This window comes from Sodalis sp. RH20 (assembly GCF_047324205.1).
In the GTDB taxonomy this organism is placed as follows: Bacteria; Pseudomonadota; Gammaproteobacteria; order Enterobacterales; family Enterobacteriaceae; genus Acerihabitans.
The window spans coordinates 1117748-1139286 of sequence record NZ_CP178733.1; the positions used below are offsets into that span (position 1 = coordinate 1117748).

Below are 21539 nucleotides of genomic sequence, written 5' to 3' on the forward strand. Positions count from 1 at the left end.
GTTGGCATAGGCCCGGTAGCGGATGCTAGATCAGCCATCCAAGGAGTAATGTGGCGCCGATGACCGTCGATGCTCCGCCGATCCGGGTGGATATCTGGGCGAACGGCATCAATGACATGCGGTTTGACGCTGATAGAATGGCAACGTCGCCGGTCCCGCCCAGTCCGCTGTGGCAGCATGTGACGATGGCGGCCTCGATCGGGTACATATTGAGATAAGGCGCAATCAGAAAACTCACGACGCCCATGGAAATGACCACCGAGGCACAGACGATCACATAGCCGAGGGAGAACACCGCGACGACGCTTTCCAGCGGGACATACAGCATGCCCAGTCCAATCATAAGCGGCCATACCAGTGTGGTGGATACAAATTTATAAAAACTATGGGCTCCTTCCTCCATCTTTGCCGGGATCACCCGCGCGTATTTACACAGTACGGCAATCAGAATCATCAATACCGGTCCGGGAATATGAACCCATTTTTCGACTAAACCCCCAACGATGAAAAAGGTGCAAATCATCAATAAACCGCCGCCCATCAGCGCGAAATCCACCGGACGTTCTTCTTCTTTTCGGGCAAACAAGGCATTTTCCGCCGCCGACCTGATTAATGTGCCATCGCCACTCCAGTGAGTGCGGCGGGTGCCCAAACGGGCCAGCACGCCGGCGCAGACGATAGCGAAAATATTGCCCACGACGGCGGCGGGAGCCAACTGCGCCACGTAAACATCCGGCGAGGCGCCCAGGATGGCGGAATAAGCCAGGGAAAGGGGTAAAATACCTTCGCCGATCCCGCCGCCCAGGATGGGGACGATAATAAAGAAAAAAGTATGGTAAACGCTATACCCGAATAATTTACCCACCACCAATCCGCTTATCGCCGCCGTTGCGGTTCCCGCCAGCAAGGGTATAAACATACGGATCATGCCTTGCACCAGGACAATACGGTTCATGCCGAGGATACTGCCGACCACCAGGCTGGCGATAACAAAATACAGCAGGTTGGCCTCCTTCATTAACAGGTGTACCGTCTCCAGGGTGTTAATTTTAAAAACGCCAAAAAAAACCATTACCGACGGTACCATTAGACAAAGAATGGCTGGGCCGCCAATATCGCGCAGCACGGGAATCCGTCGGCCAATATGCGACAGCAAAAATCCCAGGGTCATAATGACGGCCAAACCACCAATCATATTTTTAGGCAGGTAGCTGGAATAGGCGGAAATAAACACGATGCTGGCGATGGTAATGAAAAGAATCAACGGCACCGAACTGATATCAGCGCCGTTGCATTGCCTGAAGAATGTCGATGAGGGCGACGTTGCTGTTTTTTCATAATTCTCAATTGGTTTGTCGATTTTTTCCATTATAATCACCTTGCTGTTTTGGCGGTGCGCTGATAAGAGGTTAATGGGTTTTATTGATTAAATGGCTGACGTTAAGTACGTATTATAAAATTATAATGTTTTATTTTATACTCAGATGTATAATTTGTGTGCGCTACTCATCACACAATCTTTTTGGTAATTTAATTAATCTTTGTTTAATTAAAAAAACTTTAAATAGTTAAAAATGCATATTAATAATTAAATTTAACTGAGAGTTGCAACCTGACATGCTATAACAGTCACCACTGATGGATTTTTTAGCCGGGTGCGGACAACTGCTTTATGCCAAGCTGCTCGCCGGCTGCGAGTGAAAAATATAAATACAAGCGTATTTATTGATGTTATATGCGAGGGTTGTGAAATGGCATCGTGCAAAACGTTGTACACACATTATACCGGGTCATTGCTGCTGGATAATCCCTTGCTGAATAAGGGATCGGCTTTCACCGAACAAGAGCGTCGCGCCCTCAATCTCTGCGGACTGTTACCGAATCAGGTCGAAACCATCGGCGAGCAAACGGAGCGCGCTTATTCTCAATACTGCCAATTTAAACGGGATATTTCAAAACATATCTATTTGCGTAATATCCAGGACACCAACGAGACATTGTTTTATAATTTGTTGCGTTATCATCTTGACGAAATGCTGCCGATTATTTACACCCCAACGGTCGGCGAGGCCTGCGAGCGATTTTCGGCGATCTATCGCCGCGCCAGAGGGTTGTTTATTGCCTATCCGGACCGGGATCGTATTGACGACATGCTGCAGAATTTCTCTAAACATGATATCAGAATCATTGTGGTTACCGACGGGGAGCGCATTCTAGGGTTGGGCGATCAGGGCATTGGCGGCATGGGCATTCCTATCGGCAAGCTCTCTTTATATACCGCCTGCGGCGGCATTAACCCGGCACAAACGTTACCGATCATGCTGGACGTCGGAACCAACAATATGCAGTGCCTGGACGACCCGCTGTATATGGGCTGGCGGCACCCGCGCATAAACGATGACGAATATATGGCCTTCATCGACGCCTTTATCGTGGCGGTCAATACCCGCTGGCCCCGCGTCTTGTTGCAGTTCGAGGATTTCGCCCAAAAGAACGCCATGCCCCTGCTTGAACGTTATCGCCATACGCTGTGCTGTTTTAACGATGATATCCAGGGTACCGCCGCGGTAACGCTGGGAACCCTGATCGCCGCCAGCCATGCCGCGGGCGGCCGGTTACGCGATCACCGGGTCGTATTCCTCGGGGCGGGTTCCGCCGGCTGCGGCATTGCTGAAAATATCATCGCGCAAATGATGGCGGAAGGGGCCGGAGAAAAAGAAGCCCGTGCCCAGGTCTTTATGGTCGATAGATTTGGTCTGTTGACCGACGATATGCCCAACCTGCTTGATTTCCAGCGCCGGCTGGTGACCGCCCGCACCTCGCTCGCCGGCTGGGGCCTGACTACACCCAGCGTCTCGCTGCTGGACGTGGTGCGTCACGCCAAGCCGAGCGTGCTTATCGGCGTCTCCGGCCAGACAGGGCTGTTTACTGAGGAAATCGTGCACGAAATGCTGCGCCACTGCCCGCGGCCGATTATTATGCCGCTGTCCAATCCGACATCGCGCGCGGAGGCCCGACCGCAGGACGTGCTCGCCTGGACCGAAGGCGCGGCAATGATAGCGACGGGCAGCCCGTTTGCGCCGGTGATTTACCAGGATCGACGCTATGATATTCCCCAATGCAATAATGCGTATATTTTCCCAGGACTGGGGCTGGGCATTCTTGCCTCTGGCGCCAGCCGCGTCACCGATGGCATGCTGATGGCGGCCAGCCAGGCATTGGCGGCCACTTCGCCGTTGGCGATGACCGGCGCGGGGCCGCTACTGCCGCCGGTGAATGATATTCAGCAAATATCGCGCGCGATCGCCGTTAAGGTGGCCAAAACCGCCCAGGAAGAAGGCGTGGCGTCGGTCATGTCGGAAAAGGACCTTGCCCGGTCATTGGAGCAGAATTATTGGCAGGGTGGTTATAGCCATTATAAACACTCATCTTTTTAAATCGTTTATGCGCCACCTGGGGGTTGGGGCTATCGGTCCGGCACCCGGTTTGTGTTTTTTTATGCCCATGAGTGTTATGAGGAATGCCGATGGATCCCTCCCACATCATTTTTGCCCTGCTGGGCTGGTTGGAAAATAACTTGGATCAGCCATTAATAATGGATCGGATTGCGAGTAAATCAGGTTATTCAAAATGGCATTTACAACGTATGTTTTCCAGAATAACCGGTACGACGCTGGGTTCATATACCCGGGCGCGCAGATTGTCCCGGGCAGCGGTGGCGTTATGCGTCACCGATTTACCCATTATTGATATTGCCATCAGATATCATTTTGACTCCCGGCAGAGCTTCACCCGGGCGTTTAAAAAACAGTTTGGCCAAACGCCCGCCTTTTACCGCGATACGACGGAGTGGCCGTCGTTTGGCATTTGTCCTCCGATACGACCAGGCGCCGCGACTATACCGCCGCTCACCTATGTCACCTTACAGGATGTGCAGTTATACGGCGTCACCAGCAGCTATACCGGGTCGCTTGGGCGGGATAGCACTTTTTTTCGCGCCGATTTGCATACGGATTTTTGGTTTCACTATTTGGAGCAAGCGCGGATCTTACCGTCCGTCTTGTTTGGTCTAAATCATGTACTGCCGAATAAAAGCCCTGAAATGGGGCAGGAAGTCATATTCCGTTACACCACTGCGCTTCAGCCAAAGTATGCCCCCATAGGTCAACCGGTAATACTGGCGGGCGGTGAATACGCGCTATTTACCTATAACGGAGATACGGGCGGCCTGCAGAATTTTATTTTGATGCTGTATGACACTTATTTGCCAAAGCTGAAATTAACGCGCCGTCAGGGGCCGGATATAGAGTGCTTTTATCCGCAAGGCAAAGAGGAGATAGCAACGCTGCATCAATCGAATTGCCAATACCTGATACCGGTATACCGCTGAAGACATCGTTGTCCTTGCCTGGCGGTATCCCAATGCGCTGTGCGGGTGATATTTGTATCCGGGGGCGTCCGGCCGGGTAACGAAGGCAGGGGTGCGAAGCACGATCCCGATCGTTACTGATAGGGCCTTTACCACGCTGTCGCGCCAGGCCGATACGGCGAAGGCGTCCAACTATCTGATGAATCACTGGCAGGTGTTGTGTTACTACGCCGGCGATGGCTGGGCGGAGATCGATAACAATATCGCCGCAAACGCGCTGCGGGTAGTGAACCCGGGCCGCAAAAATTGCCTGTTCTTCGGTTCGGACCGCGGCGGTGAACGGGCGTTGCACAAGCTAAACGGGGTGGAACCGGAAGCGTATCTGCGTCATGTGCTGGCAGTTATCGCGGAACATCCCATCAACAAGATCAAAGATCTCCTGCCGTGGCACCTCGACATCCCTGCTGAGTAAGGGGCAATACGGCGCTAGGCGGTCGCTTACTATGATGCCGCGGCAATTTTTTTATAGTGGCAAAAAAAAATGGCACGACAGAGAATTTTTTTTCAAGCTGTCATCAGTGCCCTCCATACAAAAGAAAGTGGCACAACAAACAATAGCGCTGGTAAAAAATTCACCACGGAAAAAATTTTAATCTGTGCGATGCGAAGTCCCACGGCAATCATAATTATACCACCGCAGGCCGAGAAATCGGCGAAAGCCGCCTTATCCATATATGGCATAATCCACACCGCTAGTCCAAATAAAGCGCTCTGGATTAACAGCTGGGGTATGGCCACCATCACTAAGGTAATCCCAAGTGACATCGAAAAAATCATCGCGGTAAAAAAGTCCATAATCGATTTAACCAGCAGCAGCTGATAATTACCTTCGAATCCTTCGGTCAATGCGCCGACTATGCCTAGTCCACTGGCACAAAACAGGACAATCATAGCGGTAAAACTTTGGGCGAATTCTTTTGCTGGCATAGTGCTACGGGTTTTGATGACTCGGGATAGCCAGTACTGAAGCTTTCCTGCCCCCCATTTAACGCCATGCTCCAGGGAAAACAATTCACCTAATGTGGTTCCAAGGATCAATGCGAAAATTACCGCCGGCATATTCTGTACTTTTATCACCATCACAATACCGATCGATATCGATGCCAGCGCAAAAGTTGCGGGTAATCCTTCACGTAGCCGCTCTGGTACATGTTTGGCGAATGAAATGCCTAGCAGTCCCCCAGAGATAATTGCCGCACTATTAAGCCATGGTCCTAACATGATATCCTCATGATTATCCTATATAGATTTGTTATCTTGTTTTTCGTCGTTTTCAGGCATAGGAATTAAGGTAAACCAGACTACCCCTTCCCATCGTGCACTGGCTGAGCGTCAGCGGTGTACATACAGCTGAAGTCACGCACATAAAAAGCTGGAAAAATCGCCAGGAAGAAGAACTGGCCGCGTGAATCGCCAATTTTATCTGCGCCGGGGGTCAATTCCCAGCGCCTAGGATAATATTAATGTGCCAATCCAATTTGCTGCATAAACGAGGCGTTGTCCCAGAACAAATACTCTTCATCCATCACGCCGGTTTTAGTCCAATGGCCAAGGGTGGCCATCGTCAGCTTAAATGGCTTGCCTGTGGGTGCCGCCATTTTGCCGTTTCCCAAAGGCATCGGTTTGGTGAAGGTTCCCTCCATCATGCCGATGACCCCGGTCCATTCGCCCGAACCAAAGCGCACCGGATGCACATTGATATGCGTATCCGGCGCAAAAACGAATGTTTGCTTTAATTCAACAATATGGGCCGCCAATCCTTTGGTCGTATGGCCGTCAGGATAATGCACCAGGATATCCTGGGCATGGCTTTCATGCAGGCGATCCCATTTCTGATGGGTATATACGTCGAAATCGAGAGTATCAAACGTTTTAAGATTGTTATTAACGTTTTTTTCAGCGCTCTGATATTTCGACAGTTCCTGCATCAACGGTGGTATGGCGTCATTCGCGCTTTTGGCTTTATCAGCGGCAAATGCGGAGGAAACAGCCAGCCCAAGCGCCAGTGCGGCAGTCACGACATGAGATGATAATTGCATGATAATACTCTTCTTATTAGATAGCGTGTCTGGACGCCGGTTATTTGTTGATAAGCCAGGTCGGCGCAATGGTGGTGCCAAGTCCGGCGCCATAGCCAAAGTAGATATTCAACCCGCCCAGCGGCTCAAGATAACGGGCATTTTTTAATCCGCCGGCATCAATCGCGCTAAAGCCAAGCGAGTGAACCACCGTGGATACCGTTTCTTTTGCCGATGCATCGTCAGCGGCGATAAACACCGGCACCGTGCTGCCCGCCAACTCGGGACCGGCGGCCAGTACCTGGGCAAATATCGTGTTGAAGGCTTTCACCAGACGGACGCCGGGGAAGGCGTTGGCGATTTCCTCGGCCGCGGACGTGACGTGTCCAAGGGTGAGCGACATATAATCGGCGCTCAACGGGTTGGTGATATCAATAATCACCTTGCCGTCCAGATTGCCAAGGGCGCGCAGCGCGTTCACCGCGTCACCGTAGGCGGTGGCGAGAATAATCACGTCCGCCCCGGCGGCCTTGGCGGGTTCCGTGGTTTTGGCTCCGAATTGCTTAGCCAGCGCTTCGGACTTGCCGGCGTCGCGCCCGACGATGTACACCAGATGTCCGGCTTTGGTCAGTTGTTTGACGAAACCTGCGGCCATATTGCCTGCGCCGATAACGGTTATTTTCATAGCAATTTCCTTTTGGTATAGGGGGTGATGGCGATGACTGAACAAGCGAATTGATACAATAAGCGTTTTTAATGGTGGGAAAAATGGCGCTATGAGAATATGACTATTACGTAAAACGTAATAATAAGAGAAATGAAGTGGATATCGTCAAAGCTATGCAGGTCTTTGCCACAGTGGTAGAGGAAGGCGGTTTTTCCAGGGCGGCGGATAAACTGGCGACATCGGGAGCGGCGGTGTCACGCCAGATTGCGGCATTGGAGAATCATCTCGGCGCGCTCTTGCTGCAGCGCACCACGCGGCGGCTATCGCTAACCGAACCAGGCGAGGCGCTCTATGAGCGTGCCCAACAGATACTTGCCAGTATCGCCGAAACCGAGGCTGTGGTGGGGCAATACGCGCTGCGGCTGTCCGGATCGTTTCGCATCAGTGCGCCGCTGTCGTTCGGTATCCATCAATTAGCGCCGGTATTGCCTGAGTTTCATCGGCGGCATCCGGACTTGCAGTTTGATATCGATCTCTCTGATCGGGTGGTTGATTTAGTACATGAAGGGTTTGATCTCGCCATCCGCATTACCCGAGCCCCGAGCCCCAATTTGATTGCCCGCAAGATAGCGCGCATCAATATGATCGTTTGCGCCGCGCCAGGTTACCTGGCCGAGCGCGGCGTACCCATGACTCCCGCCGATCTCGCCGGCCACGATACGCTGGGCTATTCTTATCTCAGCTCAAGTGATAACTGGGAGTTTTATGATGCGGCGGGAACAGCAATCCAGGTACGTATCCAGCCTACGGTGCATGCCACCAATGGCGATCTGCTGCGTCACCTGGCGCTGGCCGACGGGGGCATTATGGCGCAGCCGGATTTTATCGTAAGTGAGGATATCGCCAGCGGGAAGTTACAGCGGATCCTGACTGAATGGAGTTTTGGGGAATTCAATCTGTATGTGGTTTATGTCAGCCGCCGGTTCCTACCGGCAAAAATGCGGGTTTTCATTGATTATCTGGTGGAAGTCTGGGGCGAATTCCCGCATCGGTAAGCCTTATCTATTCCTGATTCCCAGGATCGACTGGCACTCTGTTTGCACCGCGCTCAGCGCCAACTCCAGGGCGGGAGAATGGGATAGAATGACTTTGCCATTGGCCATAGCATAGAGAGGCTTAGGCCTATCGATCGTGGGCACGACCCTGACCAGTTGATCAGAGGCAATCCTGTCAAGGAAATAGACTTCCCTGCCGCGCAGCGTTGATATATCAATCGTTTCATAAGTCGCGGCAAACAGGGTTTCGAAAGGATGACGAATCTTGGCTGCAATATGGCAGTAGCTCATCTTAGCCAGTTCGTTCAAACCCCAGCCCAGCCTGACACCGGTTCCCCGGCATCGACCAGATTCCGCTCTCATGGGTATTTTCCGCGTGAGTTAGGGTATTCCCTATCGTTTAACCTGGCTGGCGGGGCGGGGAAGTCATGGCCGTTGTCCAGCATCTCGGGCAGGCCCAGAATAAAACGCTGCTCGCGTGCGCACAGCGTTTGCGGGAGTTAACAGGCATGCTTGCCGTCCTGCTCACCCGTTGCCATCGGGGAATATGCATCCGCCATTGCGAACCTGTGCCTTCACCTCTTCGCTTACTTGCACGGGATGCTGACTGATTCTCGCAATGAACTCCTTTTGTCCCCGCACATACGACTTCGCATCGTGCTGCGCGCTCCACAGGACAATGCTCAGCATGATGGGAATGAGGTCCAGGCCTTTCTCGGTCAGCGTATAGAAGTCCTTGCGCCCGTCATCGGGGCTGGGCGCCCGCGAGAGAATGCCTTGCGCCTCAAGAAAGGCAAGGCGGGAAGCAAGGACATTGGTCGCGATCCCCTCTTCCGATTTCAGGAACTCGCCGTAGGTCTTCTTACCGGCAAAAACGATGTCGCGAATGATCAAGAGCGACCACCGGTCGCCGAAGACCTCCACGCCGTAGTTTACCGCGCAGTGGGACCTGATTTCTTTATCTGTTGTTTTCATGGTGAAATATTAACATTGCTTGCATATCGCAAGCAAATGTTATGATTACTTTCTTTTTACAAGTAACAATACTTGCTTATTGCAAGTGATATGGCTACCATGGTTTGTATGTTGAACGCGGTCACCGGATCGCCGCCGGCAAGCCATGAATGATTAGCCTCCTATCACTAAGGAAACTGCACATGAGCACTATCAGCATCATCGGCTCAGGCGGCATGGCCGCAGCGATCGGTGGCCTGGCCGCCAAGGCCGGACACACCGTCGAGGTGATGAGCCGCGACGCCGCCAAGGCGCGGGCGCTGGCCGGGCAGATTGGCGCCGGCGCGATCATAGGCACGTTCGGCGCCGCCCCGGCCGGGGATATCGTCATCCTGGCGGTTCCGTACTCCGCCGTTCTGGACGTCGTGAAGCAATACGGTGACAAGCTGGCAGGCAAGCTCCTGGTCGACATCACCAACCCCGTCGCCGCCGACCTCACGAGCTTTGTGACACCTGGCGACAGCTTCGGCGCGCGGGAGATCATGAAGGCCGCGCCTTCGGACGCCGTTGTCGTCAAGGCATTCAACACCCTGTTTTCCCAGGTCCTGGCCGCCGGCTCCTTCCAGGGGCGCTCGCTAGACGTTTTCATCGCGGGCGACGACGCGCGGGCGAAGGGGCATATCGCGGTATTCATTGAAAGCCTCGGGCTGCGCCCGATGGATATCGGACTGCTGCCCATGGCGCGGACGCTGGAACACGTCTGCCTGCTGTCGCTGGGCCTGCTCGCCCACGCCATCAAGCACACCCACTTTTCAATCGGGGTCAGCCTTCCCGGCTGAGCTCACCCGTAGCGCTATTTTTTCATCTCACTTACAAGGAACAGCACCATGCGCGTTTTAGTTACCGGAGGAACCGGCCATATCGGTTCGTACATCATCCCTGAACTGATCGCGGCCGGACACGACGTTACCGGCCTGGCCCGCTCGGATAAAGCCGCAGAGGCGGTGGCCGCACTTGGCGCCAAGGTGCGGCGCGGAGATATTTCCGACCTTGAGGGACTCAAGGCGGCGGCGGCGGACGCCGACGGCGTCATTCACGTCGCCCACAGGCAAGACCTGCTTCCCTCCGGCGGGATCGACGCCGTGGCCGCCGCGGAACGCCAGATCATGCTCGCGTACGGGGAGGCGCTGGCGGGAAGCGGCAAGCCGCTGGTCGTGTCGGGGAGCATCGGCGCGCCCGGCTGGGAAAAACTGGGCCGGCCAGCCACCGAGGAGGACCCGTCACTTCCCGGCGGCGATGCGTACAAGGGGACCCTGCGGGTGCGTAACGTCGTCGATCTCGCCGTCATCGGCCTCGCCGAGCGGGGCGTGCGGTCGTCGATCGTGCGGATCCCGACCATCGCGCACAGCACGACCGACGTCGCCTTCCTGCCATTGTTGATCGGGCTGGCGAAGGAGAAGGGCGTCATCGGTTATCCGGGAGAAGGCGCGAACCTGTGGCCGGCCGTACACGCCCGTGACCTCGCCATCTTGTTCCGCCTGGCGCTGGAGAAGGGTGAGGCGGGCAAATATTGGCATGGGGTCGAGAGTGAGGGCATCCCGTTCCGCGCCATCGCCGAGGCCATTGGCAGCCGCCTGAACGTGCCGGCCGTGAGCATTCCCGCGGACGTGCTGATGTTGCCGGGCTACTTTGGCTTCCTGGCAAATCTGGTCACGCTCGATCTCCCGGCATCAAGCCTTATCACCCGGCAGGCCCTGGGATGGGAACCCACTCAGCCCGACCTGTTCGCCGATATGGATAACGGCCACTATTTCCCGACCGCCTGACGCGCGCTGTATTACCGGGGCGATGTCCCGGTAATACATGACGAGCAACCTGTTAACTGACGAGGAAACAATATGAGCACTCCCATCAGCACTATCAGCATCATCGGGGCCGGCGGCATGGCCACGGCAATCGCGGGCCGTACCATCAAGGCTGGGCACACCGTCGAGGTGATCGGCCGCGACCCGTCCAAGGCGCAGGCGTTTGCCGATAAGCTTGGCGCTGGCGCGACCACCGGGACGTACGGCGCCGCACCCAAGGGCGACATCGTCATCCTCGCCGTGCCATACGGCAGTGCGGCGTCGGTGGTGGCCGATTTCGGGGCGGCGCTGGGCGGTAAGGTGATCATCGACATCACCAACCCTATCGCACCCGACCTCTCGGGCCTCGTGTCCCCCAACGGCAGTTCCGGCGCGCAGGAGACGGCCAAAGGCCTCCCCGCCGGTGCGCATGTCGTGAAAGCGTTCAACACTCTCTTCGGCCCTGTGCTTGCCAAGGGTGGTCGGCTCGACGCGTTCATCGCAGGCGACGATGGGGAAGCCAAGGCCCGCGTTGCGACTTTCCTCGGGAGTCTCGGCCTGCGGCCTTTGGACATTGGTGCCCTGCATATGGCCCAGACGCTCGAATCGCTTGGCCTCTTGATGATCGGCCTGGCAAAAAACGGCGCCGGCACGTTCGATATTGCCATGCACGTCGATATCGGATTGGCGCGATGAGCACGCAAGGGAACGTGCAGATCGTGAAGGCACTATTTGCAGCGCTGGGCCGCGGCGATCTGCAAGGTGTGCTGGCGTTGACGGACGACGATGTCGAGTGGGTCATTCCGGGCGAGTGGCCGCTGGCCGGTACGCACCGCGGGCATGCGGGGTTGGCTGATTTTTTTCACAAGGCCGCTGACAGGGTGGAAACGTCCATTTCTGCGCCCCTCGAATTTATCGCGCAGGCCGACCGCGTCCTGATCGTGGGTTTGAGCACGGGAAAAATAAAGGCCACGAACAAGGCGTTCGTGGACCATTTTGTCTTCGCCATGACGCTGCAAGATGGCAAGGTGACGCACATCCGGGAGTATATCGACACGCTGGCACTGGCACGGGCAGCCGGAATGGCGGCTGCAAACCTTGGCTGACCCGGGCATAACGGCCAGCGCGGTCGCCGTCGACAGCGGCCTGGCTTAGATCTAACAAACAAGGAGCACTGATGACGTATGCAATTATCGGCTTCGGCAAACTTGGCCAGGCGCTGGCCAAAGCCTTCGCCCGCAGCGGCATCGACGTATTGGTTGCTACCACGCGCGATCCGGAACGTTTTGCTGCCGATGCTGCCGCAATCGGACCCACGGTCATTCCCACCACACTGGCGCAAGCCATCAAGGCAGACATCATCTTTTTGGCCGTCCGTTACGAATCGCACCCGGATGTCGCGAAAACATTGTCGACCTGGCAGGGAAAGACCATCGTCGATGTGACCAACGCCTACGGCGTGCTCGCCGAGGAACTGAAAGGACAGGCTTCGGCCGCGGTCGTCGCGCAGGCTTTCATGGGTGGAAAAGTCGTCAAGGGTTTCAACCATCTGGGCGCTTCCGTTCTTGGGCAGGATCCGTCCGTCCATGGTGGCAAGAGGGCCGTGTTCCTCGCGAGTGACGACGACAGCGCAGCAGCAGAGATAGCGGCACTGGCGGAGAAGCTCGGTTTTGCTCCGATCTCACTTGGCGCCCTGGCGAAAGGTGGCCTGCTGGTGCAGGCGCGGGAAAAAGGCTGGGGTCAACTGATCTTAAAGGACCTGGTCAAGTTCGACTGATGAAACGGGAAGCACATGTCGATGCGATCCTGCCACTTTTCGCTAATCTTGAAGCGCTTAAACGACTATCCAGAATGAGCAGCAATATGCTTTTTCTAGCCAGATATTGCGATGATGGAAAGTGAAGCCTCTCTTTCCCGGTGCTGGATAAACAGCAGATTAACGCTGATGCAGGGTGACAAAATTGTCATCATCCCGTCACGCGTTAAACAGAACCAGATCTTTATACTCAATCGTAAATCAGGATAACAGTGGAATGAGACGTTTCGCTTAAGACCTGGACTGAAATAAAAACTGGGGTTGCGAGTCATAAATAAACCGCGGGTAGACATCCCGGATTCCGATCATGAAACGCTAACCATCTACTGTTTGTTACTGGAGAGTATGAACTATGAAAAAAAATCTTATTACCCTCGCTGTTGCCATGATCTTCGCTTCTTCCGCATGGGCAGCTGAAACCGTGGATGTGCATGACCAGATAAATAATGCCCAGGCACCGGCACATCAGATGATGTCATCAAAGCAGGATGCCGCAATCCAGGGAACTGATCCGAAAACGATGGATATGGATGAACATGGTAAAGCCGCGTTGTCACATGAAAATCTAAAAAATAGTAATTCCCCTGCCCATCAGAGTATGGCGGAAATGCACAAAAAGCAGATAAAAAACAAGGCGCCGGGTGACACTGCCACGTCAAAAACCTTTACTGACATGAGCGAGCATGAAAAGGCCGCCGTCGCTCATGAAAAATCCAATAATGGTCAATCATCGATTATTCATGAGCAGCAGGCCGAGCAGCATCGCGGCCAGGATAAAACCAACTGATCGCAAACTGCAAATCTGAGCACCCTCATTTAAATGCTTTTTCATGATGGCAAGAGCCTCTGATTCAGAGGCTCTTTTAACATGGTCCCCTGCTGAAGAGGGTTTTTAAAAAACGTGTTACCCCATGAGTGATCTCTCACTTTTTTTTTCTTGGCGCAGCTAGGGGTGGGGGAGTGATGCTGTTAGCATAAAGAAAGAGTGCGCTTGCATGCAAAGTAAGCCGGCGCGCGCCCGGGTCATTAAAAATTGCCAGGTTCGATAGTCATCCCTCAACCACCGATCCCCGTTACGCAGCAGACTAAGCTGCTGGCGTTCACGCTGACTAGCGGGCCATCGCCATTAAGCTCTCTTTCATTTTCGCTGAGTCGCCGTGTTATACCACGCGCTGGCACGTTGCGGGATCTGCCACGCGGGAAACGCTATCCGTTGTATATTCATGAATTCAGTTCAATAGGGCATGCGGGATTATGGCCTTAACGAGGGGGCCAAGTGCTTGTAGGCTTTTCAGTGACGGGGCCACCGCGTCCAGCGCTGTCGTGCTACTTGCGCAGCATTGCATTCAAAGCTTCGTCTCTTACGCCAGGCCGCCGGCTTTTTTAAAGCTGAGGGGCACATGAGGCGCGTTTTTACGACCCCCGAATTGATGGAAACTTATTGTGTGTATTCAATGTAACGAAGCCAACCGGGGGTCTCTGCCCGCCGAGTCTGGCCGTCCAACGCTATTGAAAATGGCGGGCATGGGATGGGGGGGCGCTCCATTGTGTGGGAGTAAGGCCTCCGTCGCCGGGGGGAAGACGGGTCCTGCATGGCAAGCATGACAGGCCAGGGGCACCGCGCCGCCGCGCGGGACCCTCTATGGACGTCCCGGTTTGTCCTGCTGCTGGTCAGCGCGGTGTTCATGTATATGATGACGTTCATGCTCACCCCGACGCTGCCCCTGTTCGTGCAGGACATCGGCGCCGGCACCACCGCGGCGGGCGGCGTCATCGTCGCCGGATATACCGTCGGATCGCTCCTGCCCCGGCTTATGTGGGGCAGCCTTGCCGACAGCTGGGGTCGACGTCCCGTCTACCTGCTGGGCGTGGCGATCATGGCCGTCATCTCCCCATTGTTCACCGTCGCCGGCATACTCCCGGTGATCATCAGCCTGCGCCTGGTCCAGGGGGTCGGGTTCAGCGCCTCCTCAACCGGAGCCGCGACGGTCGCCGCCGACCTCGTTCCAGCCTCTCGCCGCAGCGAGGGCATCGGCTACTATGCGCTTGCCAATACCATCGGCATGGCCGCCGGCCCAAATCTCGGACTGATGATCCACCAGCAGTGGGGCGCCAACTGGCTGTTTATCGCCAGCGTCGCCTCCGGCCTGGTCGCCATCATCACCGGCCTATGGATCGGGGATCGACGCCGGGGCCGCCAACCCAAGGTTTCCCTCCCGACGTCGGTCCCTGATCCCGTAGTGTCGCCGCGGGGCTGGGAGCGTTTGCTCGAGAAGAGCGTGCTGCGCGCGTGTGCGGTCCTCCTGTTCGTCGTCATGCCCTACGGGGCGATCATGGCCTACGTCGCCGCCTATGGCATCCACCAGGGCGTCACGCACATCGGCCTTTATTTCACCGTCTTCGCCCTCGCCCTTCTCGTCGTACGCCTTGGCGTCGGACGGATAACCGACCGCTTCGGCGCGACAATCGTGTTCGTTCCCGGCGTCGCCGCGATGCTTGCCGGACTTCTCGTCCTCGGCTGGGCAGACGGTCTCACCGTCTTCCTGACCTCGGCCGCGCTGTTCGGCCTCGGCTACGGGGTGGCACTGCCGCTCCTGCAGTCCATCACATATGCCATTGCACCCGAGGACCGCCGCGGGGTTGCCAGCGCGACATTTTTTGCCACCGCCGACATCGGCTACGGACTCGGCGCCGTGCTGCTCGGCGTGTCGATTAGCCTCCTTGGCTATCGTATTGCGTTCGCCGGGCTTGCTCTCCTGGTCGCGATCGCCCTGATGCTGTTCCTGATACTTCTGCATCCGCAGCGACGACGCCGACAAGACGGTTGATCGCTGACGAAGGCTGCCACGAAAGCCTGGCATGACGGCCGCAGCGGCGTCATATCAGAAGGCAGCAGCTCTTTAGTGGCGCGGCAGCGCATTAAGCCGGATGATGCCGGGCCTGGCTGTGGCCATACGGGTGGGGGTTCCGCTGGGCTTATGGATTGGCCAGCTTTTCAGCTGGCATATCGTGTTTGCCTTCGTGGGCGCGGTCGGGTTAGTGACATGCCTGCTCATTGCCCGTTTTGTGCCATGTCGTGCAGGAGATGACGGCGCACATCAACCAGGCAGGATGCCCTTTGTTTCACACCTTGTTCCGCGTTGGATGCGTATTTGGCCGGGGTGCCCCGCTGATAAGCATGCATCCCTAGCAGATTCAAGTCGGAAAATTTCTGTTCTGAGTTCGGCTTAGACATCCAGCTTGCGCGTAGCCAGCCATTCCACCATTGCCGGGTCACGATGCGAAAAGAAAGCGCTGGTCGCGGTGTCCATTGCTGCGACATGAGTCATTTCATCGGTGTTCAGTTCGAAATCAAGTACATTAATATTTTCTGCCATACGTTCTTTTCTAACTGTTTTTGCCAGAGAAACAATGCCGCGCTGATAAAGCCACTGCAATATCACCTGTCCGACACTTTTACCGTATTTCGCCCCTATTTTCGTTAATACTGGATTTTGAAAAAGTCCGTTGCGTCCTTCCGCAAATGGCGCCCAGGCTTCTGGCTGGATGCCACGACTTTTCATCCAGGGGACCGCCTGAAGTTGCTGATTGAACGGATTGACCTCGACCTGATTGACTGCCGGGGGGATTTTATTGAATGCCATTAAGTCCGCCAGGCGATCGGGATGAAAGTTGCTTACGCCTATGGCGCGAATTTTTCCAGTCTGATTCAGTTCTTCCATTGCCCGCCAGGCACCGTGGACATCACCATAGGGCTGATGGATTAAATATAAATCGACATAATCAAGCTGGAGTCGATTAAGTGAACGCTCAAACTGCGCCTTGGCGCCGTCATAACTGGTGTCCTGCAACCAAAGTTTGGTGGTGATAAATAGCTCGTTGCGCGCAATGCCACTTTGTTTTAATGCGTTACCGACCTGGGTTTCATTCTGATAAGAGGCTGCTGTATCGATTAGACGATAACCGGTTTCAATGGCGGAAATGACAGCACGCTCGCACTCCGCTGCGTCAGTCATCTGGAAAACACCAAACCCAATCAAGGGCATCTCAATTCCGTTATTCAATGTTAGGGTTTGCATAGCGTTATCCTCTGTGAAAATATGAAAATGTGAAAATCTTTGTCTATCTATTTTATAAGGATAGCGTAGATGTCGTTATGAGATTAGTGGTTGTAATCCGCATGGCTTTATTAGCTGGATTAATAAATAGCAGTGATAATAACCATTACTCGCGGCGTACCTTCTGGGGGGCCAGGGGCAGAGATTTAACCGGCCAGCGATTGGAATTTGAATGAATGTTCGCCAATCAAGGAGAAGTGCATGTTAAAGTAAACAGCGTTTAACCGCATAATATGCACTATGTCATTAATGCCCGGCCTGGCACGGACGCGAGGCAGATCAACACGGCTTCGCCGCCCGAATGGACTGGACCCTTAAAGATTATTATGGACAGACATAAAATGGCCTAATCTGATTAACGCATGACAAAACGATGACAATGCTGTCATTTTAGTGATCGTCTATTGATATCGGCTATCGGCTCACTAGAATGATGTAACAACGTCGTTGTGTCGGAGGATGCGTGAAATTATTGGTTGTTGAAGATGAGGTGAAGACAGGAGAATATCTCTGCAAGGGATTAACAGAGGCTGGTTTTATTGTTGATTTAGCGGATAACGGTATGACAGGCTATCACCTTGCAATGACAGCGGAGTATGATTTAGTGATCCTTGATATCATGCTGCCTGATGTTAATGGATGGGATATTGTCAAAATGCTGCGTTCAGCGGAAAAGGGCATGCCGATTTTACTTTTGACCGCATTGGGCACAGTGGAGCATCGGGTAAAAGGACTTGAATTGGGGGCCGACGATTATTTGATTAAACCCTTTGCGTTTGCTGAACTCTTGGCGCGGGTACGTACTTTGTTGCGACGGGGTACCACCGTTATTGCTGAAAGCCAGTTTCGCGTTGCGGATTTGACGTTGGATTTGGTCACACGGCGGGTAACCCGGGGCGGTGTGAAAATTATACTGACCAGTAAAGAGTTTACACTTTTAGAGTTTTTTATCCGTCATACTGGAGAAGTATTGCCTCGTTCCTTGATTGCTTCCCAGGTTTGGGATATGAACTTTGATAGCGATACAAACGCAATTGATGTTGCTGTTAAACGCCTGCGGGCGAAAATAGATAATGATTTTACGCCAAAACTTATCCAGACAGTACGCGGCGTAGGTTATGTACTAGAGGTGCCGGATGCTGATTAAGCCGATGCAACGCCCTTTCTCTCTGGCCTTCCGGTTAACCTTCTTTATCAGCTTGACAACCATTGCCGCTTTTTTCGTCTTCACCTGGATTATGATCAATTCTGTCGAAAGGCATTTTGGCGAGCAGGATATAGCCGATTTAAAACAAATCAGCGCGACCTTGGCTAATATACTCAGCGAGAAAGAAGAATCTGAAAACATACGCTTAGATAAAATCATTAACGCAATTGTTAATCATAAAAATATCTTCGTCAATCTCGCAAATGATAAAAATCAGGTTATTTATCAATCCACGGACGGCCCTGATTTTACCAAGATAAGAGCATTACTTCCTGCTTTCGATAAAATTAATGCCAATAATATTATCATGTGGCAAGATGAATCCACAGGGGAAGCCGTTATCAATAACAGCAAAATGGAAGCGGCCAGTTATCGCGTTGTGGCACTACCTGTCAGTACCTTCGTTAACGGTAAAACGACAAGATATACACTTCTTATTGCACTTTCCATCGACTTCCATTTGCACTACATCCAAGAGCTGAAATATAAACTGATAATCACCGCGCTCTTGTTCAGTATGATTATTGTACTGGTTGTATTATTTGCTGTTTATCAAGGGCATGCACCGCTTAGACGTGTAAGCAGAAAGATAAAAAGCATCACTTCAGAAAATTTGCATGTGAGATTATTGTCAACGAAAGTACCCATTGAACTAGAACAACTCATTGTGTCATTTAATCACATGATTGGCAGAATTGAAGATGTTTTCACTCGCCAGTCAAATTTTTCCGCGGATATTGCCCATGAGATACGGACCCCGATTACTAACTTGGTGACGCAAACGGAGATTACACTTAGCCAGACTCGTTCATCAAAGGAGTATCAGGATATTCTTTATTCAAATCTGGAAGAATTTTCTCGAATGGCAAATATGGTGAATGACATGTTATTCCTTGCTCAGGCCGATAATAACTTACTTATCCCTGAATGTGTTTCTATTGATCTCAAAAAAGAAATTATCAAAGTATTCGATTTTTTTGAAGCGTTAGCTGAAGAACGCGGGGTAAGCTTGCACTTCATTGGCAGTCCATTATTGGTAAAAGGCGACCCTCTGATGCTACGCCGCGTTATCAGTAACCTGCTGTCAAATGCCGTACGTTATACGTCCCCAGGCCATTCAGTCACAGTGAGCGTGACGGATACTATCGATGATGTACAGCTAGTTGTTGAAAACCCAGGTACCCCCATACCCGCCGAGCACCTGCCGCGACTTTTCGACCGTTTTTACCGTGTCGATCCTTCGAGACAAAGAAGCAGCGATGGTAGTGGTATCGGTTTAGCCATTGTGAAATCTATTATTGGCGCGCATCAAGGTAAGATATCCGTAACCTCCGATGTTATATCAACAAAGTTTATAATAAGCTTGCCAAAATAGCCATATTCAGCAAATCTTTAATGACACTCGAAATAATAAACTTGTGTCCATATTGATTATTTTCTTTACTCTGATCTATTGTGATTTAGTTTAGGTGTGTCGTTGGTGAAGGGGGTGAATGCGTTTTATTAAAGTTACCGGTTAATTAATCATTCAACACCGAGTGATTGACTCCGGCGATGCGCCGGAGTCATCGGCTCCCTTGAGCAAGATAAAATGCTGTAAATTCCATGCGCAACGCAGTCACTCAGCGCACCCTCGTTTGTTTTTGGCGGATTAAGGATAAGTCTGTAACACTATAATTGTAACATATTGAATTGTATATATGTTTTAACTATCAAGAATGACAAAAATGTCATCATGCAGTCACGTGTTAAACAGAATTCGCGTTATATAATTAGTCTTAACTTGCAAGCATCCTGAGATAATATATGAGTTGACGGTTAATTCTTTTGGCGGCACAGCGTGCTGAATAATTTATCCTTAGCCCTGATTATTGAGCTATAACAATTTTTTTAACAAATGAGTCAGCTTCTGGAAATAAAACTTCGGATACTAGGTCTCTGCCCATCTGAACGCTGAAGTATCCATAATTGGAGAATTTAAGATGAAAAAAATTATTTTGACTACCGCAATGGCCTTAGTTTTTGCTACGAGTGCTTATGCTGCGAGTGATGGCAATGTGCATGAGTCTGTTAATAACAGTAGCGCGCAGGCCCATCAATTGATGGTGAAAAAATCCCCAGAACAAAATAAGATTGCTGCTGGCAAGCTGCAGCAGGACCAACATGAGGAAGCAGCTAATATTCATGAATCCACGAAAAATGGACAATCCCAAGCCCATCAGTATATGGCTGAGCAGCACAAAAAAATGATGGGTAATAACCAGGAAGTGAAAAAACCGGTGACGGCCCAGCCCTTCAAGGATATGAATGAGCATGAAAAAGCAGCTGTCATACACGAGAACGGTAAAAATGGATTTTCAGAAGTCCATCAGCAAATGGCTGATGAACATTTGAAGAAAATGAATTGAGTTTCATTATAGGACCACAATTGTTCGTATGCCATTGTGGTCTTTCAAAAAAATAAATATCGTTAATATTTATAATGTTAATAATACCTAACATAATGAGGTAACTAAATGAACAAGAAATTATTAGTTGTGGTGATAGCGTTGATGTCTCCCGTAGCTGTGTTCGCCGCCGGCCAAAGTATGAATATGGATAATCAGTCCTCAATGTCGCCAGCAGCACAAGAGTACATGTCTGGAATGCAAAGTATGCATGACAACATGATGGCTGGCATGATGTCGTCCAACCCGGATGTAGCCTTTGCAAAAGGTATGACCGCGCATCATCAAGGCGCCATTGAAATGGCTAAAACTGAACTCAAATATGGTAAAGATCCTGAAATGAGGAAATTAGCGCAAGATATCATCAACGCTCAGCAGCCGGAAATCGATCAGATGCAAACCTGGGTGAAAAATAATAATAAATAATAACAAGTTAATTAATAGAGTTGTTAGCAGACGATAAAGCTGAGTTCCACTCCCGGTAGACATCAGGAGATGAAATGCAGGCTTACGGGCTGCCCCGCTATAAATACCAGGTCTGCCGTCCAGGACTGGGCTTGGGCGTCCGGTGACTGGCGCTGAGGTTTACGGGTGGGTATCAAAAGGGCTCGCAGCCGGGCCCATGGTATCTCGCGTTCCGTGCGATGTTGGCTTAGCGATGTCAGCACCGCCATGGCTTTCGGCCAAATGTTTGAAATCTTTTTTATGTGGTGCATCCCTTTGCTGTTCCGCCGCCTGGGCGTTAAGTACATGCTGCTGATCGGCATGCTGGACAGGTTCGTTCGCTACGCTTTTTTCGCCCTGGGCGTCAGTGAGAAAGGGCGGTTCCTGCTGTATCTCGGCGTCCTGCTGCACGGCGTGTGCTACGACTTGTTTCTGTCGTCGGTTTTATCTATACCGACCGCGCTGCCGGCGCAAAGGTGAAAGGGCTGGCGCAAATAAATGAGGTCCTGTAAACCTGGCTTGTACCGGTATACAACCGCA

The 21539-nt window shown here is 52.5% G+C and carries 21 protein-coding genes and 2 pseudogenes; 16 read left to right on the plus strand and 7 right to left on the minus strand.

Features of this window, described 5'->3' with window-relative positions:
* Positions 1 to 25: 25 nt before the first annotated feature.
* Positions 26 to 1369, minus strand: a complete 1344-nt coding sequence (locus ACL2XM_RS05150) for a 2-hydroxycarboxylate transporter family protein (RefSeq protein ID WP_410014595.1) — start codon at positions 1367 to 1369, stop codon at positions 26 to 28.
* A gap of 382 nt (positions 1370 to 1751) precedes the next feature.
* On the opposite strand from ACL2XM_RS05150, the gene ACL2XM_RS05155 reads away from it, so the two are divergent.
* The 3 genes and pseudogenes from ACL2XM_RS05155 to ACL2XM_RS05165 all read left to right on the plus strand — a co-directional run.
* Positions 1752 to 3437 (plus strand): NAD-dependent malic enzyme, encoded by a 1686-nt coding sequence (locus ACL2XM_RS05155; protein ID WP_413732547.1) that lies wholly within the window; start codon positions 1752 to 1754, stop codon positions 3435 to 3437.
* Between the two features lie 89 nt (positions 3438 to 3526).
* Positions 3527 to 4390 carry a helix-turn-helix domain-containing protein gene (locus ACL2XM_RS05160; RefSeq protein WP_410014597.1) on the plus strand — a complete coding sequence of 288 codons (864 nt, stop codon included), beginning with the start codon at positions 3527 to 3529 and terminating at the stop codon, positions 4388 to 4390.
* Positions 4391 to 4523: 133 nt separating this feature from the next.
* Positions 4524 to 4841: pseudogene (locus ACL2XM_RS05165) on the plus strand (IS66 family transposase); the annotation flags it as partial.
* A gap of 92 nt (positions 4842 to 4933) precedes the next feature.
* Here the strand turns inward: ACL2XM_RS05165 and ACL2XM_RS05170 are convergent.
* The 3 genes from ACL2XM_RS05170 to ACL2XM_RS05180 all read right to left on the minus strand — a co-directional run bounded on the left by ACL2XM_RS05170 (position 4934) and on the right by ACL2XM_RS05180 (position 7132).
* Positions 4934 to 5650, minus strand: a complete 717-nt coding sequence (locus tag ACL2XM_RS05170) for a DUF554 domain-containing protein (protein ID WP_410014598.1) — start codon at positions 5648 to 5650, stop codon at positions 4934 to 4936.
* Between the two features lie 239 nt (positions 5651 to 5889).
* Positions 5890 to 6468: an ester cyclase gene (locus tag ACL2XM_RS05175; protein ID WP_413732548.1), complete on the minus strand. Its 579-nt coding sequence runs from the start codon at positions 6466 to 6468 to the stop codon at positions 5890 to 5892.
* A gap of 40 nt (positions 6469 to 6508) precedes the next feature.
* Positions 6509 to 7132 (minus strand): NADPH-dependent F420 reductase, encoded by a 624-nt coding sequence (locus ACL2XM_RS05180; RefSeq protein ID WP_413723117.1) that lies wholly within the window; start codon positions 7130 to 7132, stop codon positions 6509 to 6511.
* Between the two features lie 137 nt (positions 7133 to 7269).
* Here ACL2XM_RS05180 and ACL2XM_RS05185 point away from each other — a divergent pair, with 137 nt between their 5' ends.
* A complete protein-coding gene (locus ACL2XM_RS05185) occupies positions 7270 to 8169 on the plus strand; it encodes a LysR family transcriptional regulator (RefSeq protein WP_413723116.1) in 900 nt (299 codons plus the stop codon).
* Between the two features lie 3 nt (positions 8170 to 8172).
* Here ACL2XM_RS05185 and ACL2XM_RS05190 read toward each other — a convergent pair whose 3' ends face one another.
* Both ACL2XM_RS05190 and ACL2XM_RS05195 read right to left on the minus strand, forming a co-directional pair.
* Positions 8173 to 8532 carry a hypothetical protein gene (locus tag ACL2XM_RS05190; protein ID WP_413732549.1) on the minus strand — a complete coding sequence of 120 codons (360 nt, stop codon included), beginning with the start codon at positions 8530 to 8532 and terminating at the stop codon, positions 8173 to 8175.
* A gap of 162 nt (positions 8533 to 8694) precedes the next feature.
* On the minus strand, positions 8695 to 9144 hold the full coding sequence (locus ACL2XM_RS05195) for a winged helix-turn-helix transcriptional regulator (RefSeq protein WP_410014603.1): 450 nt from the start codon (positions 9142 to 9144) through the stop codon (positions 8695 to 8697).
* Positions 9145 to 9326: 182 nt separating this feature from the next.
* Between ACL2XM_RS05195 and ACL2XM_RS05200 the strand changes: the two genes are divergently transcribed.
* The 7 genes from ACL2XM_RS05200 (at position 9327) to ACL2XM_RS05230 (ending at position 15611) form a co-directional block, all read left to right on the plus strand.
* Positions 9327 to 9962: an NADPH-dependent F420 reductase gene (locus ACL2XM_RS05200; RefSeq protein WP_413728131.1), complete on the plus strand. Its 636-nt coding sequence runs from the start codon at positions 9327 to 9329 to the stop codon at positions 9960 to 9962.
* A gap of 48 nt (positions 9963 to 10010) precedes the next feature.
* The gene (locus ACL2XM_RS05205; protein WP_410014605.1) at positions 10011 to 10949 is read left to right on the plus strand and encodes an SDR family oxidoreductase; all 939 of its coding nucleotides are present in this window, start codon (positions 10011 to 10013) and stop codon (positions 10947 to 10949) included.
* Between the two features lie 72 nt (positions 10950 to 11021).
* Positions 11022 to 11663 (plus strand): NADPH-dependent F420 reductase, encoded by a 642-nt coding sequence (locus tag ACL2XM_RS05210; protein WP_413732551.1) that lies wholly within the window; start codon positions 11022 to 11024, stop codon positions 11661 to 11663.
* Positions 11660 to 12073, plus strand: coding sequence for a nuclear transport factor 2 family protein (locus ACL2XM_RS05215; protein WP_413732553.1), 414 nt, complete (start codon positions 11660 to 11662; stop codon positions 12071 to 12073). Before ACL2XM_RS05210 ends, ACL2XM_RS05215 begins: the two co-directional genes overlap by 4 nt.
* Positions 12074 to 12144: 71 nt before the next feature.
* Entirely contained in the window at positions 12145 to 12744 is a 600-nt protein-coding gene (locus ACL2XM_RS05220; RefSeq protein ID WP_413732555.1) for an NADPH-dependent F420 reductase, read from the plus strand.
* Between the two features lie 391 nt (positions 12745 to 13135).
* On the plus strand, positions 13136 to 13570 hold the full coding sequence (locus ACL2XM_RS05225) for a copper-binding protein (protein ID WP_413723111.1): 435 nt from the start codon (positions 13136 to 13138) through the stop codon (positions 13568 to 13570).
* An 805-nt stretch (positions 13571 to 14375) separates the two neighbouring features.
* Positions 14376 to 15611 (plus strand): MFS transporter, encoded by a 1236-nt coding sequence (locus ACL2XM_RS05230; protein WP_413732557.1) that lies wholly within the window; start codon positions 14376 to 14378, stop codon positions 15609 to 15611.
* A 399-nt stretch (positions 15612 to 16010) separates the two neighbouring features.
* On the opposite strand, the gene ACL2XM_RS05235 is transcribed toward ACL2XM_RS05230, so the two are convergent.
* On the minus strand, positions 16011 to 16862 hold the full coding sequence (locus ACL2XM_RS05235) for an aldo/keto reductase (protein WP_413723109.1): 852 nt from the start codon (positions 16860 to 16862) through the stop codon (positions 16011 to 16013).
* A 502-nt stretch (positions 16863 to 17364) separates the two neighbouring features.
* On the opposite strand from ACL2XM_RS05235, the gene ACL2XM_RS05240 reads away from it, so the two are divergent.
* The 5 genes and pseudogenes from ACL2XM_RS05240 to ACL2XM_RS05260 all read left to right on the plus strand — a co-directional run.
* Entirely contained in the window at positions 17365 to 18048 is a 684-nt protein-coding gene (locus tag ACL2XM_RS05240) for a copper/silver response regulator transcription factor (protein ID WP_413723108.1), read from the plus strand.
* Entirely contained in the window at positions 18038 to 19483 is a 1446-nt protein-coding gene (locus ACL2XM_RS05245) for a Cu(+)/Ag(+) sensor histidine kinase (protein WP_413723107.1), read from the plus strand. Before ACL2XM_RS05240 ends, ACL2XM_RS05245 begins: the two co-directional genes overlap by 11 nt.
* A gap of 607 nt (positions 19484 to 20090) precedes the next feature.
* Complete coding sequence (locus ACL2XM_RS05250) at positions 20091 to 20516, plus strand: copper-binding protein (RefSeq protein WP_413723106.1); 426 nt, start codon at positions 20091 to 20093, stop codon at positions 20514 to 20516.
* A gap of 108 nt (positions 20517 to 20624) precedes the next feature.
* On the plus strand, positions 20625 to 20981 hold the full coding sequence (locus ACL2XM_RS05255; RefSeq protein ID WP_413728137.1) for a DUF305 domain-containing protein: 357 nt from the start codon (positions 20625 to 20627) through the stop codon (positions 20979 to 20981).
* A gap of 225 nt (positions 20982 to 21206) precedes the next feature.
* A pseudogene (locus ACL2XM_RS05260) lies at positions 21207 to 21493 on the plus strand (MFS transporter); the annotation flags it as partial.
* Positions 21494 to 21539 lie beyond the last annotated feature (46 nt).

Coding starts and splice junctions, on each gene's coding strand:
- ACL2XM_RS05160 (WP_410014597.1), top strand. CDS start 3,527: ATGGATCCCTCCCACATCATTTTTGCCCTGCTGGGCTGGTTGGAAAAT.
- ACL2XM_RS05195 (WP_410014603.1), bottom strand. CDS start 9,144: ATGAAAACAACAGATAAAGAAATCAGGTCCCACTGCGCGGTAAACTAC.
- ACL2XM_RS05220 (WP_413732555.1), top strand. CDS start 12,145: ATGACGTATGCAATTATCGGCTTCGGCAAACTTGGCCAGGCGCTGGCC.
- ACL2XM_RS05150 (WP_410014595.1), bottom strand. CDS start 1,369: ATGGAAAAAATCGACAAACCAATTGAGAATTATGAAAAAACAGCAACG.
- ACL2XM_RS05180 (WP_413723117.1), bottom strand. CDS start 7,132: ATGAAAATAACCGTTATCGGCGCAGGCAATATGGCCGCAGGTTTCGTC.
- ACL2XM_RS05170 (WP_410014598.1), bottom strand. CDS start 5,650: ATGTTAGGACCATGGCTTAATAGTGCGGCAATTATCTCTGGGGGACTG.
- ACL2XM_RS05225 (WP_413723111.1), top strand. CDS start 13,136: ATGAAAAAAAATCTTATTACCCTCGCTGTTGCCATGATCTTCGCTTCT.
- ACL2XM_RS05255 (WP_413728137.1), top strand. CDS start 20,625: ATGAACAAGAAATTATTAGTTGTGGTGATAGCGTTGATGTCTCCCGTA.
- ACL2XM_RS05210 (WP_413732551.1), top strand. CDS start 11,022: ATGAGCACTCCCATCAGCACTATCAGCATCATCGGGGCCGGCGGCATG.
- ACL2XM_RS05235 (WP_413723109.1), bottom strand. CDS start 16,862: ATGCAAACCCTAACATTGAATAACGGAATTGAGATGCCCTTGATTGGG.
- ACL2XM_RS05215 (WP_413732553.1), top strand. CDS start 11,660: ATGAGCACGCAAGGGAACGTGCAGATCGTGAAGGCACTATTTGCAGCG.
- ACL2XM_RS05200 (WP_413728131.1), top strand. CDS start 9,327: ATGAGCACTATCAGCATCATCGGCTCAGGCGGCATGGCCGCAGCGATC.
- ACL2XM_RS05245 (WP_413723107.1), top strand. CDS start 18,038: ATGCTGATTAAGCCGATGCAACGCCCTTTCTCTCTGGCCTTCCGGTTA.
- ACL2XM_RS05190 (WP_413732549.1), bottom strand. CDS start 8,532: ATGAGAGCGGAATCTGGTCGATGCCGGGGAACCGGTGTCAGGCTGGGC.
- ACL2XM_RS05250 (WP_413723106.1), top strand. CDS start 20,091: ATGAAAAAAATTATTTTGACTACCGCAATGGCCTTAGTTTTTGCTACG.
- ACL2XM_RS05175 (WP_413732548.1), bottom strand. CDS start 6,468: ATGCAATTATCATCTCATGTCGTGACTGCCGCACTGGCGCTTGGGCTG.
- ACL2XM_RS05205 (WP_410014605.1), top strand. CDS start 10,011: ATGCGCGTTTTAGTTACCGGAGGAACCGGCCATATCGGTTCGTACATC.
- ACL2XM_RS05155 (WP_413732547.1), top strand. CDS start 1,752: ATGGCATCGTGCAAAACGTTGTACACACATTATACCGGGTCATTGCTG.
- ACL2XM_RS05230 (WP_413732557.1), top strand. CDS start 14,376: ATGGCAAGCATGACAGGCCAGGGGCACCGCGCCGCCGCGCGGGACCCT.